The sequence below is a fragment of the Shewanella cutis genome (assembly GCF_022410515.1).
Classification (GTDB): domain Bacteria; phylum Pseudomonadota; class Gammaproteobacteria; order Enterobacterales; family Shewanellaceae; genus Shewanella; species Shewanella cutis.
On the sequence record NZ_JACSDI010000009.1, the window covers coordinates 61,204 to 77,432 of the forward strand.

The following is a 16,229-nucleotide window of genomic DNA, read 5'->3' on the forward strand; positions in this document are numbered from 1 at the left end:
CGCTGATTATAAAACAACGGCAAGAGTAATCACCAAAGCTTGCTAAGAGTCTGGGTAGCGTGATGGTAAAAAGTGGGCCTTTTATGTTCCAAAATTAAGCATAATCAATTCAAAAAGTTAGCAAAAAATATCAAAGACAAAGCATGCATTTAAAAATAATCATACAAAATCAATAAATTAAACACGCACAAAACCACAATATGATTATGTGATTTTCACAACAACATTCGATAAAAACTTTGAATAATTGTAAATTTTTGCATATATTGCCCGCACTTTTTACCTCGCTCTCTGTCGGAGCCGATTCAAGCCACTAATCCTGAGTCGCTTTGCCGTACTGTTTACCGAGCAGGAACTGAGTACAACCTTATTTAGCCTCTACCCCTACAACAGGAAATAACAATGAAAAAGACATGCCTATGTCTAGCATTAATGCTTTCACCTCAAGCATTTGCTGGTGACTTAGTACAGTGGTGGGATTTCAGTGCAACTGCCCTTTATGGCGAAGACTACGACTTGGCTCCATCGGACAAACAAGCCACAGTCACACTCGAAACCGCTGGTGCATGGAAATACGGTGATTGGTTTGCTTTCCAAGATTTTATTTATTTCAAAGGCGACCACACAGGCATGGATAGCACCACCTACGGCGAAATTTCACCGCGCTTTAGTGCCAGCAAAATCCTTGGCGAGAAGATTGCCTTCGGCCCCATTACCGATCTTTCATTAGCACTCACCTATGAAGAAGGTGAAGGTCCTGTGCATAGCTTACTCTATGGCTTAGGTGTCGATGTCGCGGTTCCTTATTTTAGCTATCTGAACTTCAACACTTATCGCCGTAATGGAATGAGTTCAGGCAATATCAGTGATGGCTGGCAGTTTAGCCCTGTCTTTAGAATCGATATTCCAGTGGGTTCAGCCAATATTATCCTCGATGGTTTTATCGATTGGGTATTTGCCAGCGACAATGACGGCTATGAAGAAAACTTCCACTTCAACCCTCAGCTAAAATACGATTTAGGTAAGAGCCTATTTGGTGATCATAAGGCTAATAAGCTGCTGGTAGGTATTGAGTACGATTTATGGACCAATAAGTATGGCGTAAAAGGTGTCGACCAAGACACATACTCAGTGATTGCGCAGTATCACTTTTAAGTAAAGACTTACACGTAACAAATTGAAATATAATAAAAAAGGTGCAAAAGGCACCTTTTTTATTATCGAGCCACTCGCTTTGCAGGGGAGTGATATCAAAGCTAAATTAGGAGAGTAATTTCTTAGCCGCCGCAACCACGATAGAAACCGCACTAACTTCGGTTTTCTTCATTGTCGCTTCATCAGGAATCTCTTGTTGTGTACGGTTCACAATCACACCCGCAACACAGGCAGCACGCCAACCTTGAGTCGCACACATAGTAAATAGGGTCGCTGATTCCATTTCATAGTTCAGCACACCCATTTCTTGCCACTCTTTCATGGAGCCAGCAAAACGACGCGTCACACGCCCAGTGACAGTGTCATAACGCTCTTGACCGGGATAGAAAGTATCAGAAGAAGCTGTCACACCGATGTGAGGCTCAACGCCCGCATCACGGCACGCTGCAACCATTGCTGTGGTACATTCGAAGTTAGCTACTGCAGGGAACTCCATTGGTGCAAAGTGTAAGCTCGCTCCATCTAAACGCACTGATGCTTGAGTCACAATCACATCACCCACATTCACATGGGGTTGAATCGCACCAGTAGTACCAACACGTAAGAAGGTATTTACGCCCAATTGCGCTAACTCTTCGACAGCAATCGATGTTGATGGGCCACCAATACCAGTGGAACAAATTACCACTGGCTTACCGTCAGCATAAGCTAAATAGCTTGTGTACTCGCGGTGGCTTGCAAGGAATGTTGCATTATCCATTAACTCGGCAATGCGTTTAACACGCTCTGGATCGCCAGGCACAATCGCCAACGTGGCACCATCGAGCATCGCTTTGGTCAAACCTAAATGAAATACATCAGCCATCGTGAAAACCCCTTTCATTTTTGATAGTAAAATTCTTATATAATCGACTTTAACCTAGTATCGAAGCGGTGAAGGTTAACTTGATCACAGAATTATCGGCAAGAAGAATTGTTCATCCGTAATGTAATTACCAAACCTATTACAGCTTGATCACAAAGATAGCAAATCTGTGACACTTCTGTCGGCTTGTATCAATTTTGAGGAATAAAGTGTGAGTCAGATCTGACTCTGTCGCCACGGCCAACAATACAAAAGATATATGCCATTGATTTATTAAGATTTTTAAGAAATCACGCTTTAGTATTAATCTGCAGAAGGACAAATATTGATCTAGATCACGTTTCATAGTCGTGCTCAGGGTTAGGGTTAAGACGAGACCAAAGCACGATAAAAGACGACAAGGAGTACGCCAATGTTTCCAGAATATCGAGAGCTGATTAGCACGTTAAAGACTCAAGATGCTCATTTTCAACGTAAATTCAACGAGCATAATCAATTAGATGAGGAAATCAAACAACTGGAAAAACGAGTTGGCAGTGATTTCAATCCAGCAGTAAAAGAACTTAAGAGCAAAAAGCTCCATTTAAAAGAAGAGATCTATCAAATTCTCAAATCCCATAGCTAAGTTTTTGTCACGGGAAAAACTAAGGGCGCCTAAGCGCCCTTTTTGTTGCCATTAAGCCAATTACAGATAGTAATCTTTCAGTGGTGGAAAACCATTAAAACACACTGCCGAGTAGGTCGTGGTATACGCGCCGGCGGTTAACCAGTACATGCGATCACCAATGGCTAAGTTATTGGGTAAACCATAACTATAGTGCTCATACATGATATCGGCGCTATCACAAGTAGGGCCTGCGATAACACATTTCTCCAACTCACCTTGTTTATGGGTGTAGATAGGGAATTTAATCGCCTCATCCATGGTTTCGATTAACCCAGAGAATTTACCCACATCGGTAAACACCCAACGCTCTAATGCGGTGTAAGATTTTTTACTGATTAGCACCACTTCAGACACCAACACTCCAGCGTTAGAGATTAGCGAACGGCCCGGCTCCAAAATAATTTGTGGCAAGTCATCACCAAAATCTTCCTTCAGGAAGTGAGTGATTTGCTCAGCATACACACCCAATTGATTGGTTTTATCAATATAGTTAGCAGGGAAGCCGCCACCCATGTTGATCATCTTCAGGACGATATTATGCTCATCACGTAAACGGTCGAAGATGCTCTTTACTTTACCTATCGCAGAGTCCCACGCACCGATATCACGCTGCTGTGAACCGACATGGAACGAAATTCCATAAGGTTCTAAGCCTAATTCATTCGCCAACACTAATAACTCGTAGGCCATCTCGTTTTGGCAACCAAATTTGCGCGATAACGGCCAATCAGCAGTGTCTGTACCTTCAGTCAAAATACGCACATAGATACGAGAACCCGGTGCTTCCTCAGCGATCATTCGCAGATCGGCTTCAGAATCTGATGCATACATACGCACGCCACGTTCATAAAAAGCCCGCACATCTTGGCGCTTTTTAATGGTATTGCCATAGCTCACTCGGTCAGCTGTAACCCCGACATTCATGACCATATCTAACTCATAAATCGAGGCAATATCAAAGTTTGACCCTTTGTCTTTGAGTAACGTGAGGATCTCCGCCGCAGGGTTTGCCTTAACTGCATAATAAACATCGGCATAAGGAAAACTATTAACCATGTCATCGTATTGTTTCGCAATGATACTGGTATCAATCACTACGAACGGAGTCGCTTTATCCTTGGCAAACTCTTCGATACGCTTGAAGGTTTGAGCATCATAATAATCAGCAACATCAATAGATTGAAATTGGCTCATTGGGCCAGAGTCTCCTTTGGGTCAGATGGTAAAAAGTCGCTATGTGTCGTAAAAACGTGCGCAGTAAACGATATTTTTTTAGTTAACGCAACGAATTTTTATGCTTAATAACTAACTTTTTATTCCATCAATTGTTAAGTTCGAATAAGCTGGAAAAAACTATTTTTAAAACAGATAATTATGCATAAGAGTCCAACAAAGGATCTTGACGTTTATTAACGCCCAACAATGAATTGGTAAAGAGGGCTATCCAGCCTTATGCAGGGATAGATTATCGGGCAAGAGCGATAGGATGAGTCTTAAAAGATAGCGAAGGGGAAATCATCATCTGCACAGTATGCAGGAATAAGTCGGAGAATGAACGAGGGGGAAACTCCCCCTCAAATCGGATTTACTGCAGCGATATTAATGCTGTGACTGATTTAATTTAGCTAGGGCTTGGCCTAGGGCTTCACTGGAGTCGAAGTAGGCAATATCCTGAATATTCATATTATTCAATAAAATCATAGTTGCCATATCTTTAGAATCCGGCAGCAAACGGCTCACTTCCCCTTCCCTGTCTAACCCAATCGCAAAGGGTAATTCTTGCATTTGCGGCACGGCAACAAACTTAGCAATCAGCGACGGCATACCGCTGATATCAGCCACATAAACTAATTGCGCAGGAAACTTATCACCCGCTAAAGGAGTGAGGGTTTCTTTGATGATATCACCGCCTTTCATACTGCGGCTAAAGAGCACCACTTTGGTTTGGTCGGTAACACTGACCGCCTTGTCATTTTGATCTTGCAATGAAATAGGATTTATCGCGTCACCCGCCACATAACTTGCAGCCAACGCCATCATGGGAGTGAAAAGGAAGGACAGGCACAACAACAGCTTTCTCATAAACACTTAGCTCCATTTTAAATACGGGCAATAGCATACCTGAGTCTCGTAATCAGCTCATTTAATCCAAGCCATTACATGATACGCTTCACAATGCATTGCGAATACGTCTTTAATAGCAGCACTTGTTTATGGCGGGTATTGGACTTAGCGGGTCTATTGCTAACTGTAAACTTGCAATTTTAATCTGTTCCACGTTTACTGTACTGCCAGAAATATCGATAGTGACGGAATACTATGTTGTTGATACTTATCATTATAGCCTTTATCGTACTCTTTGTTTTTTTCGCAAAGTACCAAAAAAAGAAGATTCAAGCCGAAGCGCTTGCCGCAGGAGAACCCTCAGCGTTACTCAATCACGGACTGACATTAATCAATCAAGGCGAAGTCAATTCAGGCCTAGACTATATTCAGCAAGCCGTCGATAAAGGCTTCGCCGTGGCTGCCATTGCCATGGCCGAACTGTATTCGGGTCGTTTCCCACAGGTTCCGGCCGATATCAAAGCGTCTAATGATTGGTATCGAAAAGCCGCCGAGATCGATCCGCAATATTTACCCATGCTCACCCTGACTAGCTTGGTCGCCACTGAGGCGCAGACGCCCGAGCAGTTACGCGAACAGGTAGAACAGCTCAAAACCAGTGCAGAAGCGGGGCAAGTCGAGTTTCAATATGAGCTCGCCTATTTGTATCTCAGACAACCCTTTCTCGATCCCGATGCAAGCCAAGCCATTTACTGGTTTGAAAAAGCCATCGCCCAAGGAAACCAAGATGCCTATTACCACTTAGGTACGCTCTACTTGCATGATGAGCGCGTCACCTCTGACTATGTTAAAGCGCGGGAATACTTTGAAAAAGCCGTCGCTGCTGGTGATGAACTTGCAAAAGATAACTTAGGCCATATGCTGGCCGCAGGCCAAGGCGGCCCTAAGGATCTTGTTCGTGCAGAAACCTTACTCAGCGAATATGCCGCTGAAGATCATTTTCGCCAGTATTACCTAGGTAAACGTTTCCTCTATGGTGAAGATTTTGCAATCGACTATGACAAGGCCCGCCACTGGTTAGAAAAATCCTGCGCTGCAGGCAATGATTATGCAAAATTAGCGCTGGCAGAGCTGAAGCTACTCGACCCACAAAACGATCAAGACTATCTACAGGCAAAAGCAGAGTTTGAAGCAAATGCTCCCCTATGGCATACAGAAGCTTTGTTTGGTCTAGGTAAGATCTACGAGGAAGGATTGGGAGTCTCACGTCAGCCAATAAAAGCCTTAATGTATTATCAGTTGGCCGCCATGAGTCATGATCAGGACTATCAAGCGGCATATGATAGACTCAGTAAACGCTTGGGTACTCTAGAGATCCGTGAGGCACAGAACCTCTGTAATAACTATCTGCACCAATATCCTATTCCTGATGAGCAACTAAGCTATTACCACTTCAGTCAAGCGGCGCTCTTCCACGGTGAAGAAAATCCTAGTCGTGAAGGGCTGCAAACCGCCGAAACTTGGTACCGTAAATCCGCCGACTTGGGCAATCAGAATGCGATGCAAGCCTTGGTAGAAATCTATCGTCATGAATTGATGGATAAACCCGTACAAGCCTTTATTTGGTCGAGCATACTGCTGCGCAACTTTGGCAAGTACGGGATGAATAGCGATCAACTCTTGTATCAACAGCAAGCTCAATCGCGCTTAACGGAATCCGAGCTTTTGCATGCCCAAAGCGAAATCGAGCGCATTGAAGCCCTGTTAGCACCTTACCTAGAAACTCATCAGTAAGTTGGAATCTTAGTCAGTTTGAATCTTAGTCACATAGGATTTGGCCTTTTTACTTAGCCAAATCCTATGATTAAGAGCAGTATTTATGCGGTTGCTTGAGTTAAATACCGCAACAATTTGGCTAAGGTTGGCGCCACGGTTTGATGGGAGGGATAACACAACCCAATACGGCGGAACATCCTAGGACCATCAAATTTAATCTGTTTAAGCCGAGGCTCATCCTCGATTAATCCATCGGGGAGGAAACTCACGCCAAATCCCGCCAGCACCAATGACATCACCAAAGATTTAGAATCAGCCTTTGCAACCAGATTCAGTGACAAATTACTGCATGCCAATAACCCTATGGTTTGCTGGTGCGCTTCACAGGGCGGACATTCAATAAAGTCATACTGGCTTAACTCTTCAGGGCGAATACGGTTTGCCTGTGCCAGCGGATGCTCAGTCGGCACGCACAGCACATAATCCTCCTCCCAGAGCGGAAAAAACACCTCATCCTCATGGCGTAAGCTATCTAAAGTTAACCGACAATCCGCAGGGCTTTGATAGTCCACCAACTCTAAATCTAAATGGCTAATTGCCTGATTAATTTGTGTTAATAGCCCAGCTAGGCGGCGTTGACTCAAATCGGGCATCACGGCTAAGCGCAACTTTTGCCGACTCGCTTTCGCCATAAACAGCGCGGGTAATTTGCTCGCCTCCTCCACCAACTTTACCGCCAGAGGATAAAGATAGTGTGCACTGTCTAAGGCCTTTACGCCCTTTTTACTGCGCTCAAATAGGGGGCCGCCTAGTTCTTCCTCTAACTGCTTGAGCCCAGCGGAAAGAGAAGGTTGGCTGACATAACAACGTGTTGCCGCCGCGGTAATATTGTTTTCCTCATAAATTGCGATAAAAAAGCGCAATAAGCGTAAATCTACCATCTGCCTTCACCTTGTCTGCCGAGCATATATCATAGGCAAATCCTATCACATCCAGTGGGAATAAGTATTTTCCAGCCTAAAAATCCCCACCTATACTGATACACAAGCTAGATATTTATTAATTAATCTTATTATCCATAAATAAAGATAGGAAACTCAAATGACCAACGCTAATAAATCCCTCGTTGTTATCACGGGCGCCTCATCCGGCATTGGCGCAGCTATCGCCAAAAGTTTTAGTGCAGCAGGACATCCGCTGTTGCTACTAGCACGCCGCGCAGAAGCAATGCAAGCCCTTGCTTTACCAAACAGTTTATCCATCAGCGTTGATGTAACCAATGCAAGCGCTATCAAGGCAGCAATTAGCCAAGCAGAAGCGCAGTTTGGCCCAGTGGGTTGCCTTATCAATAATGCTGGCGTCATGCTACTTGGGCAAATTGATACTCAAGATCCTAACGAGTGGAGCCGCATGCTCAATATCAATGTAATGGGCGTACTCAATGGTATTCACGCTGTATTAGCTGGCATGAAGGCGCGCAAAAACGGCACCATTATCAATATCAGCTCGGTGGCAGGTCGTAAAACCTTTCCCAATCATGCGGCTTACTGCGCCACTAAATTTGCCGTGCATGCCTTAACCGAAAACATTCGTGAAGAAGTAGCCATGGATGACGTGCGCCTAATCACTATCGCCCCTGGCGCAGTTGAAACAGAGCTCCTAAGCCATACCACGGATGAGGCCATCAAAGCCGGTTATCATGATTGGAAAGAACAAATGGGTGGCGTGATTACTCCCGAAAACGTTGCTGCAGCCACATTATTTGCTTGGCAACAACCACAAAATGTTTGTGTACGTGAGATTGTATTGGCTCCCACTCGCCAACAACCTTAAGTCAGTAAACGCAAGGAACAGACGGGCGATACTCTGATGTAGATGCTGCTGATGTAGACGCTGCGTGCTTTTGATGGCGCGCAGTATCTACAAAAAGCCCCCTTATGGCTCAAACAAGCGTCGGCTTGGACCCCAACATTTATTCGAAACACCACAGTCAAAATGTGCTCGAAATAGCAGAGTAAAAATGCGCATTCATCTCGAGAAATGATTACGAACTACTACTTTAGATATAGCCAATTCTACAAAATGTTAGCTCGATCACTGTCCATTATTAGCACTTTCCCTCCCACCAGCGGCTACCTTCCGTAAAAAGTCAATTTCAACCTAAAAATAACTAATTGTTTTTAATTAGATTAATTTTACCAAACTCACCATCACATCTATTCAATTAGATTTTTATCAATGAATTTTTTATCAATTAGACTTTTTTAATGAAAGTGACACACCTCAAATAAACAATTCACGACCTTTGATAAATTTATTCACAAGATGGAAGCAACAGCTACATTCCATCAACAAAGTCATTCAGATGACACCTAAGAAAGGATGAGATGATGAAAACTTCAACTAAGATCGCAATTGCAGCCGCGCTAATGGGCTGCTTAGCTACCCAAGCCTATGCTGCTGAAGGTGGGAATCCTAAAAAAGGTAAACACCTTTATAAAAAAGAATGTAAAGCCTGCCACAGCCAAGCAGGCGAAGGTGGCGAGCTAACCCCAATGAGCAAAACCATGAGCCAATGGGACCGTTTCTTCGATAAAGATAAGCACAAACTCAAACCCGAGGCATTCAACGGCCTCACCGAGCAAGACCTCAAGGACATACAACAATTCCTGTATGACCATGCCGCCGACTCTGAGCAGCCGCAAACCTGCGGTTAATCGCTGCCAAGCCTAAAGCAAAGGGATAACCACAGGCCTGCAACTGTAGGTTAACCCATTGATATAAAAATCAAAGCCCAATAAGAGCAACATGGGGAGCACACCTCAGGGACTCCTGTTGGGTAAATTTGGCACAGGGTCTTGAATCGGTGCCAACGGAATACTCAGGGAGAACCCTATGCGTACACTCATTTCGATACTGGTTGCCAATGCGCTATTTATGTCAGGCCAAGCCTTTGCCGCAGCCAATGATACCCAAGCAGACACCCAAAAAATGGCTGAGCTTAAACAACAGCTTACCGATATCACTGAACAACTCGATGAACTCAATAGTCGTGTCGATAAAACCGAGCGACACACGTCATTAGATCGCCTTGAAATTACGGGTGACTTTAGAACCAAAGCCCACTCGCTGCATTACCGAGATGTGGTTTGGAACCCTGCGATTAATGTCAATTTCAATGACTTTGGTGCCAAGGCCATGTCCGGCGTCTTTGGGATGCCAAACGATCCTAACTCGCCACTCGGAAAAATGATGCAAGCCAACCCAGACCTTGCAGCCGCCTTCCAAAATGGCATGTTGCAGGGCGTGATGCCCTATGTACTCGCACCCAAAAGCGTACAGGACATAGATAACGATATTTTTTACACCACTCGCCTACGATTAAATCTAAAAGCCAAGGTATGGGATAACGTCAGCTTTGCTGGTCGCCTGAGCATGTATAAAAACTGGGGCGACTCCACCGGCGTACAAGTATTTGATTCTTGGCGGTCATTCACTATGGATGGCACCAGCAGCGGCAACACCAGCGGTGACTGGTTGCGGGTCGAGCGCGCCTATTTCGACTGGAAAAATATCAATGGCTCAGAGTTTTACCTCTCTATTGGCCGCCGCCCATCCACCTACGGCCCACCAAGCCACTACCGCGAAAACGAACTGCGCGGCGGCACACCTTCAGGCCATTTAGTCAACTTTAACTTTGACGGTGCCACCTTAGGCTACAACCTAAGCGAAATCACTGGCATTGAGGGGCAAGTGGTTCGCTTCTGTTATGGCCAAGGCTTTGAATCCCAATGGGGTAATGGCGAAATGTTTGGCGATATCGTCACCAAAGATACTCACCTCGGCGGCTTTAATATCGATACCATCAATGACGGCACTAACTTCCTGCAATTTACCCTGTTTGGTGCCAAAGACGTCAACGACGGCTTTAAGGGCACTATGGCTTTCCCCACCCAACTGGCGGGGATTTTTGCTCCCAACATGTACCAAGATTTGCAAAAGTTCGACAATTTTAACTTTGTCACCCGAGTGCAACCCAGCGGAGTTATCGGCGACATGTACCTCGGCGGCATTGGGTTTGCGCGTGAAGAAGCTAACGATATCAAATGGTTTGCCTCACTAGGTTGGACTCGCGCCGAGCCTAATGGCAATGCCGGTATGTTTGGCGGCATGTTATCCGATGCCATATTTGAAGCAGAGTTAAATAGCACTGGCACTGAAATTATTATGGTGCCTAAGACCAGCGATGATATCGATACCAAAGACGGCTATGGCATCTATGTGGGCATTCAAATTCCCGCCCCCTACGGCAAATTCGGTTTGGAATATAACTATGGTTCCGAATATTGGACGCCCTTTACCCAAGCCCAAGATGACCCTATCGGCAGCAAGTTAGCCACCCGTGGACACGTCGGCGAAGCTTATTACATCTTTGATATCAATCCAAAAATGTTTATCAAGCTGGCCGGACTCTACTACGACTATGAATACACAGGCAGCGGTACGCCAGTGGGCGCCCCTCAAAAAATTGATGATGTGTTAGCGGGCTCAGCCTACTCAATGCTGCCGGTAGTGGATAAGGCCTTTGATGTTAACGCCTCACTCACCATTAACTTCTAACCTAGACGCCATTCAGCCCCTGGCATAGCCGGGGGCAGGAGTACCAAAAATGAAACAACTTCTCTTGATCGCCTTAGCGGGTATGGCACTGCAAGCGCAAGCCGCCAATCCTCATAAAGACGTGCTCAAAGGGCCCTTCACCACAGGTTCAGAGGTGACAACTCAGTGCTTAACCTGCCACGAAGAACAAGCCACAGATATGATGAAAACCTCCCACTGGACATGGGAGTTAGAACAAAAGCTACCCGATAGAACCGTGGTTCGGGGTAAGAAAAATAGTATTAATAACTTCTGTGTCGCCATATCCAGCAACGAGCCTCGCTGTACTAGCTGTCACGCTGGCTATGGCTGGAAGGACAATACCTTTGACTTTAAAGATAAAACTAAAGTTGACTGCCTAATTTGTCACGACACTACTGGCACCTATGTAAAAGATCCTGCGGGCGCAGGCGAACCAATGGCTAAGCTCGATCTAGCGAAGATAGCCCAAAATGTCGGAGCGCCTGTGCGGGATAACTGCGGTAGCTGCCACTTCTACGGCGGCGGTGGTGATGCGGTCAAGCACGGCGATCTCGACTCTTCAATGGCCTATCCCGATAAAGCAACCGATGTACACATGGATAGTGACGGCAATAACTTTCAATGCCAAAACTGCCATACCACTGAAAAACATCAAATATCAGGTAATGCGATGGGCGTATCACCAGGCGGTATCGACCATATTGGTTGTGAAAACTGCCACGATAGCGCGCCGCACAGCAACAAAAAGCTCAATACCCATACCGCCACCGTGGCTTGCCAAACCTGCCATATTCCCTTCTTCGCTAAGAATGAACCCACCAAGATGCACTGGGATTGGTCAACCGCAGGGGATGATAAGCCTGAAACCGTAGATCAATATGGTAAACACACCTATCAGAAGAAAAAGGGTGACTTTGTATGGGAAAAAATGGTTAAGCCCCAGTACGCTTGGTACAACGGCACGGCTAACGCTTATATGGCTGGGGACAAAATGGACCCGAATGTCGTCACTAAACTGACCTACCCCATGGGCGACATTAACGATGCCAAAGCCAAAATTTATCCCTTTAAGGTCCATACTGGTAAGCAAATTTACGATAAAAAGCTCAACATTTTTATCACGCCAAAAACCTATGGCAAAGGCGGATATTGGAGCGAGTTTGATTGGAATTTAGCGGCGAAACTGGGTATGGAAGCTAACCCAACTATGTTGGAAAAAGGCATCAAATACAGCGGTGAATATGACTTTGCAGCCACAGAAATGTGGTGGCGGATCAACCACATGGTGTCACCTAAAGAGCAAGCCCTTAACTGTAATGATTGTCACAACAAAGGCACTCGCCTCGATTGGCAAGCCTTGGGCTATCAAGGCGACCCAATGAAAAACAAGCAAGGCCCTAAACATAAGCAATAACCCTATTGACTCGCCTGAAGCCTAATCGAGGTCAAGGCGAGTATCGCTCCCCTGCAAACCTTTGAGAGCTTAGTATCCGCTGGCTAAGCTCTCTTTTTTATCTCACAACCTAACCTCAATTCAGGTTAACAAATTGGGAAATGCAATCTACAAAATGAGTTAACCTCAACGTGTATTTTGCGATGATAGCAAGAAAAACTTACGCACCAGATGGCGATAACTTACAAACCTGAAGCAAGAGTAAATTTGAAAAAATCTTCCGTAGCCAATGGCTTAGAGTAATAGTAACCTTGGATAAGTTTAACCCCTAATTCACCTAAATACCCTTGCTGTTCAACCGTTTCCACCCCTTCCGCAATAACATGCAACTTAGACTCGTTTGCAAACGAAATAATGGCATCTAAGGTTTTGCCATTAAAATTATGGGATTGACCAATGGTATCGACAAACATCTTATCTATCTTCAATGTACTGATCCCTAGATGCTGAACATAGCTAAAACAGCCATAACCCGTACCTGCATCATCCAACTTAAGATCAATACCCAGCGCATAAATTTTATCGAGTGTCTGGCGAGCTAACGTCATATCCTTAATCGGGAGTCGCTCGGTGATTTCTAAGGATAACCTGTGGTGCCCCAGCATTCCTGATTCGACAATTTCTTGTAATTGATGATAAAAATCATCATTTTCAAGATGAGCAGGCACAATGTTGATACTAAAAAATAACGGCGGGCATTGTCCCCCTAGCAGTTGAATATCATTAATGACCTTGTTCAACATACTCGTCGTCATGGGAAGAATGTGTCCCCTCGCTTCAGCAAAGGGAATAAACTGATTGGGTGGGATCATCCGATTATCATGCCGAAGCCAGCGCACCAGTACTTCTGCCCCCACAGGCATTCCCGTACTACTATCGACAATAGGCTGATAATAGGGAATAAACTCCCCCCGCTGAATGCCCCGCTTTATTTGACTATCAAGGGAAATTTGATGGTTGTTCCAGCGCCAATACACTAAACACGCCAACAAACCAAAGACAATCCCGGTTGCTACACTGACCCGCCAACCTAGCTGTGAATATTGTTCAAGGAAAACACGATTCCCCGATAGCTCAAAGGTCGCATGGTAGTAGGGATTTTGTTCTTTAACAACATGGTAAACCACAGGTTCATCAGCAAAATTATCAAATCCAAACTCAATATAAGGATCTGAATCTAAGCTCACCTTGTACTCAAGACATCGCTCGCAATCCACCGGAACAAAATACCTCGGCCTAAGGGGAGTGATACTGGCAATGTAATCAATCCCCTCCATGTGACGCATTAAAAACAATTCGTGACTTGTCTGAGTATTATGGCTTGCCACCGCAATACTTAAATTCTCTCTCACCTTATGGGCTTTCAATGCCGTTAAATCATGGGGTATTACGCCAGACTGACAGAGCACTTTGTTATCTTTATAAATCGCCAGCCAGCGGACAAAGCTGGAATCAAAGGTTTTCTGTTTCAATAGGCTTTCTAATTCTGCGGTACAAGTCACACCTGGGTCTAAGCGCGGCATTTCAAGTATTTGTTCTGCTGACTCAGTAATATACATCTGAAATTTACTTGCAAGCATCTCAGAATCACGCGCGATAACGCTATTAGCAATGATGCGATCCACGCCCTTCACCAGCGCCAATCCGAGTGCAAACACGACGAGAAAAATGATGACGTACTTTATTTTGCCCATGATTTACTCATACCTAACTATCGCCCCAAATAATGATTAAGCTGCCTTACAACACTGAAAACACCAGAACAGCAACTAACACAAAATAAACATAACGTTAACACCAAGACAGAGTAAAAACATTAAAAGTTAAACTAAATAAGCAATAAAATTCATTTGCTTGGTGTTGTACACTACAAATTGTTAGTGATAGTGTTAATTAAGATGTTAATACGCTTTTTGATTTTCGTGATGAATGCAATGCTATTTAAGGTGTACGAAACATGATCGAGTCTTTACGTCTATTGGCACAACACAAATCATTTAACGAGCTTTTGCTTTCATCTACCCTCATTAATGTGCTGTCACTGGCATTACCATTCACTATGCTACAAATCTATGACCGGATTTTACCCAATGAGGCCTATGGCACCGCCAGTGTGTTAGCGATTGGCGTTGGGATAGCAATACTTCTGGAACTGCTGCTGCGCTATACGCGCAGTTGGTTGCTTGCCCTTAATGCTTCAAACTATGAGCTACAAACCACCACTCAATTTGTCGACCGACTCATGAAGGCGGATTACCACCACGTTGAGCAATTAGGCTCAGGAAAAATACTCCACGGTATCACCAGCATTGCCACCATGCGGGAGATTTACTCAGGGCAAGCTGCGGTCGCCTTAATGGATTTTCCATTTGTTATCATATTTTTAGCCTTAGTAGCCTATATTGGCGGGCCATTAGTCTTTATCCCAATACTGGTTTGGTGTGTCGCGGGCATTGGCGTGTGGCAAATGGGCAAAAAACTCTCCGTTGCCACCCGAGAACTCGCCATCAGTGACGATGAACGAACCCGCTTACTCATTTTAGTGCTGTCAGGCTTAACGACGGCAAAATCCCTAGCCTTGGAATCGCGAATTACTTCTGCCTACAAAAAAATCAACTACCAAAGGTTAGCGCAGCAAAATGAGGTTGATTGGCTATCATCCCAGTTACAAGAATGGATCCAAGGGGCTTCGCAGGCTACCACACTGGCTTTGGTGCTGATTGGCTGTTTTGAAGTCTTAAATGGCGATCTAACAACGGGGGGATTAGCGGCATGTTCAATCCTTGCTGGCAGAGCCGTGGCGCCCTTAAGTGCAATTGGCAGTTTAAAAGCGAAGTTTGTTACCGCTCAGTCTGCGATGCAAGATGTTAACGAAATCATAGCCTCCCCTCCAGAGTCCTTGAATGGTTCTCAGGTTTACCACCAAAAATTACCTTCAGGCCCCATTCAATTTGAACAGGTATCAGCACAACAAACGGGGGCAAAGCTTAAGCACATTAACCTGACAATACCCGCGGGCAGCCTTGTCACTGTAACCTCAAATCCACTCACACATGCCAGTTTATTGTTAAGTACCGTGGGCGGCTATCATCAGGTGACTGAAGGTGCCATCAAGATTGATTCTATCCCATTAACTGAACATGACCCGCTGGAGTATCGCCAATCCATTAGCTATGTGTCGCCATGGGCTACGTTATTTGCGGGCTCCATTTTGGATAATCTGACTCTGTTTCGCCATGAGCGGGAAGCCTATGCCATGGTTCTCGCAGACAAACTGGGCTTATCTGCCACGATTGCGCAGCTACCTGCGGGTTATCAAACCTTAGTGGGTAATAATGACAGCCAAATGCTTAATAAGGGGGCAATCAAGCTCATCGCCATTGTCAGAGCGCTTGCCCAATCCCCTTCGATACTCTTACTCGACGAACCTATGGTCTCCCTCGATGCAGACTCTCAGCAACGCTTACTCGCTTTGTTACTCGAACTCAAAAACCACATCACTCTGATTGTGGCCTCCTATTTTACGGAAATTGCAGCGATCAGTGACTATCGCATCCATATTTCATCACAAGGGGATGCAACTATGTCGTCAAATGGGGAGCTTTAAC

The 16,229-nt window shown here is 45.0% G+C and carries 13 protein-coding genes; 8 read left to right on the plus strand and 5 right to left on the minus strand.

Translation table 11 applies throughout. The features are described from left to right. Window positions 1-402: 402 nt before the first annotated feature. On the plus strand, window positions 403-1,155 hold the full coding sequence (locus H9J30_RS13265) for an outer membrane protein OmpK (RefSeq protein ID WP_240131437.1): 753 nt from the start codon (window positions 403-405) through the stop codon (window positions 1,153-1,155). Between the two features lie 106 nt (window positions 1,156-1,261). Here the strand turns inward: H9J30_RS13265 and udp are convergent, their stop codons facing one another. Next, window positions 1,262-2,020 carry a uridine phosphorylase gene (gene udp / locus H9J30_RS13270; protein ID WP_345796033.1) on the minus strand — a complete coding sequence of 253 codons (759 nt, stop codon included), beginning with the start codon at window positions 2,018-2,020 and terminating at the stop codon, window positions 1,262-1,264. 412 nt (window positions 2,021-2,432) lie between these two features. Here udp and H9J30_RS13275 point away from each other — a divergent pair, with 412 nt between their 5' ends. Then, window positions 2,433-2,645 (plus strand): HP1242/YdcH family protein, encoded by a 213-nt coding sequence (locus H9J30_RS13275; protein WP_240131439.1) that lies wholly within the window; start codon window positions 2,433-2,435, stop codon window positions 2,643-2,645. 60 nt (window positions 2,646-2,705) lie between these two features. On the opposite strand, the gene H9J30_RS13280 is transcribed toward H9J30_RS13275, so the two are convergent. Beyond that, the gene (locus H9J30_RS13280; protein ID WP_047536065.1) at window positions 2,706-3,881 is read right to left on the minus strand and encodes a type III PLP-dependent enzyme; all 1,176 of its coding nucleotides are present in this window, start codon (window positions 3,879-3,881) and stop codon (window positions 2,706-2,708) included. 405 nt (window positions 3,882-4,286) lie between these two features. Next, complete coding sequence (locus H9J30_RS13285) at window positions 4,287-4,769, minus strand: hypothetical protein (RefSeq protein ID WP_240131440.1); 483 nt, start codon at window positions 4,767-4,769, stop codon at window positions 4,287-4,289. Window positions 4,770-5,006: 237 nt separating this feature from the next. Here H9J30_RS13285 and H9J30_RS13290 point away from each other — a divergent pair, with 237 nt between their 5' ends. Then, window positions 5,007-6,545, plus strand: coding sequence for a tetratricopeptide repeat protein (locus tag H9J30_RS13290; protein ID WP_240131441.1), 1,539 nt, complete (start codon window positions 5,007-5,009; stop codon window positions 6,543-6,545). Window positions 6,546-6,628: 83 nt separating this feature from the next. Here H9J30_RS13290 and H9J30_RS13295 read toward each other — a convergent pair whose 3' ends face one another. Beyond that, the gene (locus H9J30_RS13295; protein ID WP_240131442.1) at window positions 6,629-7,468 is read right to left on the minus strand and encodes a LysR family transcriptional regulator; all 840 of its coding nucleotides are present in this window, start codon (window positions 7,466-7,468) and stop codon (window positions 6,629-6,631) included. Window positions 7,469-7,628: 160 nt separating this feature from the next. On the opposite strand from H9J30_RS13295, the gene H9J30_RS13300 reads away from it, so the two are divergent. From H9J30_RS13300 to H9J30_RS13315, 4 genes are all read left to right on the plus strand, one after another. Then, entirely contained in the window at window positions 7,629-8,360 is a 732-nt protein-coding gene (locus tag H9J30_RS13300) for an SDR family oxidoreductase (protein ID WP_240131443.1), read from the plus strand. A gap of 554 nt (window positions 8,361-8,914) precedes the next feature. Continuing rightward, window positions 8,915-9,244 carry a c-type cytochrome gene (locus H9J30_RS13305; RefSeq protein WP_011073839.1) on the plus strand — a complete coding sequence of 110 codons (330 nt, stop codon included), beginning with the start codon at window positions 8,915-8,917 and terminating at the stop codon, window positions 9,242-9,244. A 178-nt stretch (window positions 9,245-9,422) separates the two neighbouring features. Beyond that, the gene (locus H9J30_RS13310; RefSeq protein ID WP_240131444.1) at window positions 9,423-11,147 is read left to right on the plus strand and encodes a DUF3373 domain-containing protein; all 1,725 of its coding nucleotides are present in this window, start codon (window positions 9,423-9,425) and stop codon (window positions 11,145-11,147) included. A gap of 49 nt (window positions 11,148-11,196) precedes the next feature. Continuing rightward, on the plus strand, window positions 11,197-12,582 hold the full coding sequence (locus tag H9J30_RS13315) for a tetrathionate reductase family octaheme c-type cytochrome (RefSeq protein WP_240131445.1): 1,386 nt from the start codon (window positions 11,197-11,199) through the stop codon (window positions 12,580-12,582). Window positions 12,583-12,803: 221 nt separating this feature from the next. Here H9J30_RS13315 and H9J30_RS13320 read toward each other — a convergent pair whose 3' ends face one another. Beyond that, a complete protein-coding gene (locus tag H9J30_RS13320) occupies window positions 12,804-14,315 on the minus strand; it encodes an EAL domain-containing protein (protein ID WP_240131446.1) in 1,512 nt (503 codons plus the stop codon). 263 nt (window positions 14,316-14,578) lie between these two features. Between H9J30_RS13320 and H9J30_RS13325 the strand changes: the two genes are divergently transcribed. Next, the gene (locus tag H9J30_RS13325) at window positions 14,579-16,228 is read left to right on the plus strand and encodes an ABC transporter transmembrane domain-containing protein (protein WP_240131447.1); all 1,650 of its coding nucleotides are present in this window, start codon (window positions 14,579-14,581) and stop codon (window positions 16,226-16,228) included. The last annotated feature ends 1 nt before the right edge of the window (window position 16,229 follow it).

What these genes read in the sequence shown, in the direction of transcription:
- H9J30_RS13315 (WP_240131445.1), top strand. Translation starts at nt 11,197, where the DNA reads ATGAAACAACTTCTCTTGATCGCCTTAGCGGGTATGGCACTGCAAGCG.
- H9J30_RS13310 (WP_240131444.1), top strand. Translation starts at nt 9,423, where the DNA reads ATGCGTACACTCATTTCGATACTGGTTGCCAATGCGCTATTTATGTCA.
- H9J30_RS13265 (WP_240131437.1), top strand. Translation starts at nt 403, where the DNA reads ATGAAAAAGACATGCCTATGTCTAGCATTAATGCTTTCACCTCAAGCA.
- H9J30_RS13275 (WP_240131439.1), top strand. Translation starts at nt 2,433, where the DNA reads ATGTTTCCAGAATATCGAGAGCTGATTAGCACGTTAAAGACTCAAGAT.
- H9J30_RS13325 (WP_240131447.1), top strand. Translation starts at nt 14,579, where the DNA reads ATGATCGAGTCTTTACGTCTATTGGCACAACACAAATCATTTAACGAG.
- H9J30_RS13280 (WP_047536065.1), bottom strand. Translation starts at nt 3,881, where the DNA reads ATGAGCCAATTTCAATCTATTGATGTTGCTGATTATTATGATGCTCAA.
- udp (WP_345796033.1), bottom strand. Translation starts at nt 2,020, where the DNA reads ATGGCTGATGTATTTCATTTAGGTTTGACCAAAGCGATGCTCGATGGT.
- H9J30_RS13320 (WP_240131446.1), bottom strand. Translation starts at nt 14,315, where the DNA reads ATGGGCAAAATAAAGTACGTCATCATTTTTCTCGTCGTGTTTGCACTC.
- H9J30_RS13300 (WP_240131443.1), top strand. Translation starts at nt 7,629, where the DNA reads ATGACCAACGCTAATAAATCCCTCGTTGTTATCACGGGCGCCTCATCC.
- H9J30_RS13295 (WP_240131442.1), bottom strand. Translation starts at nt 7,468, where the DNA reads ATGGTAGATTTACGCTTATTGCGCTTTTTTATCGCAATTTATGAGGAA.
- H9J30_RS13305 (WP_011073839.1), top strand. Translation starts at nt 8,915, where the DNA reads ATGATGAAAACTTCAACTAAGATCGCAATTGCAGCCGCGCTAATGGGC.
- H9J30_RS13285 (WP_240131440.1), bottom strand. Translation starts at nt 4,769, where the DNA reads ATGAGAAAGCTGTTGTTGTGCCTGTCCTTCCTTTTCACTCCCATGATG.
- H9J30_RS13290 (WP_240131441.1), top strand. Translation starts at nt 5,007, where the DNA reads ATGTTGTTGATACTTATCATTATAGCCTTTATCGTACTCTTTGTTTTT.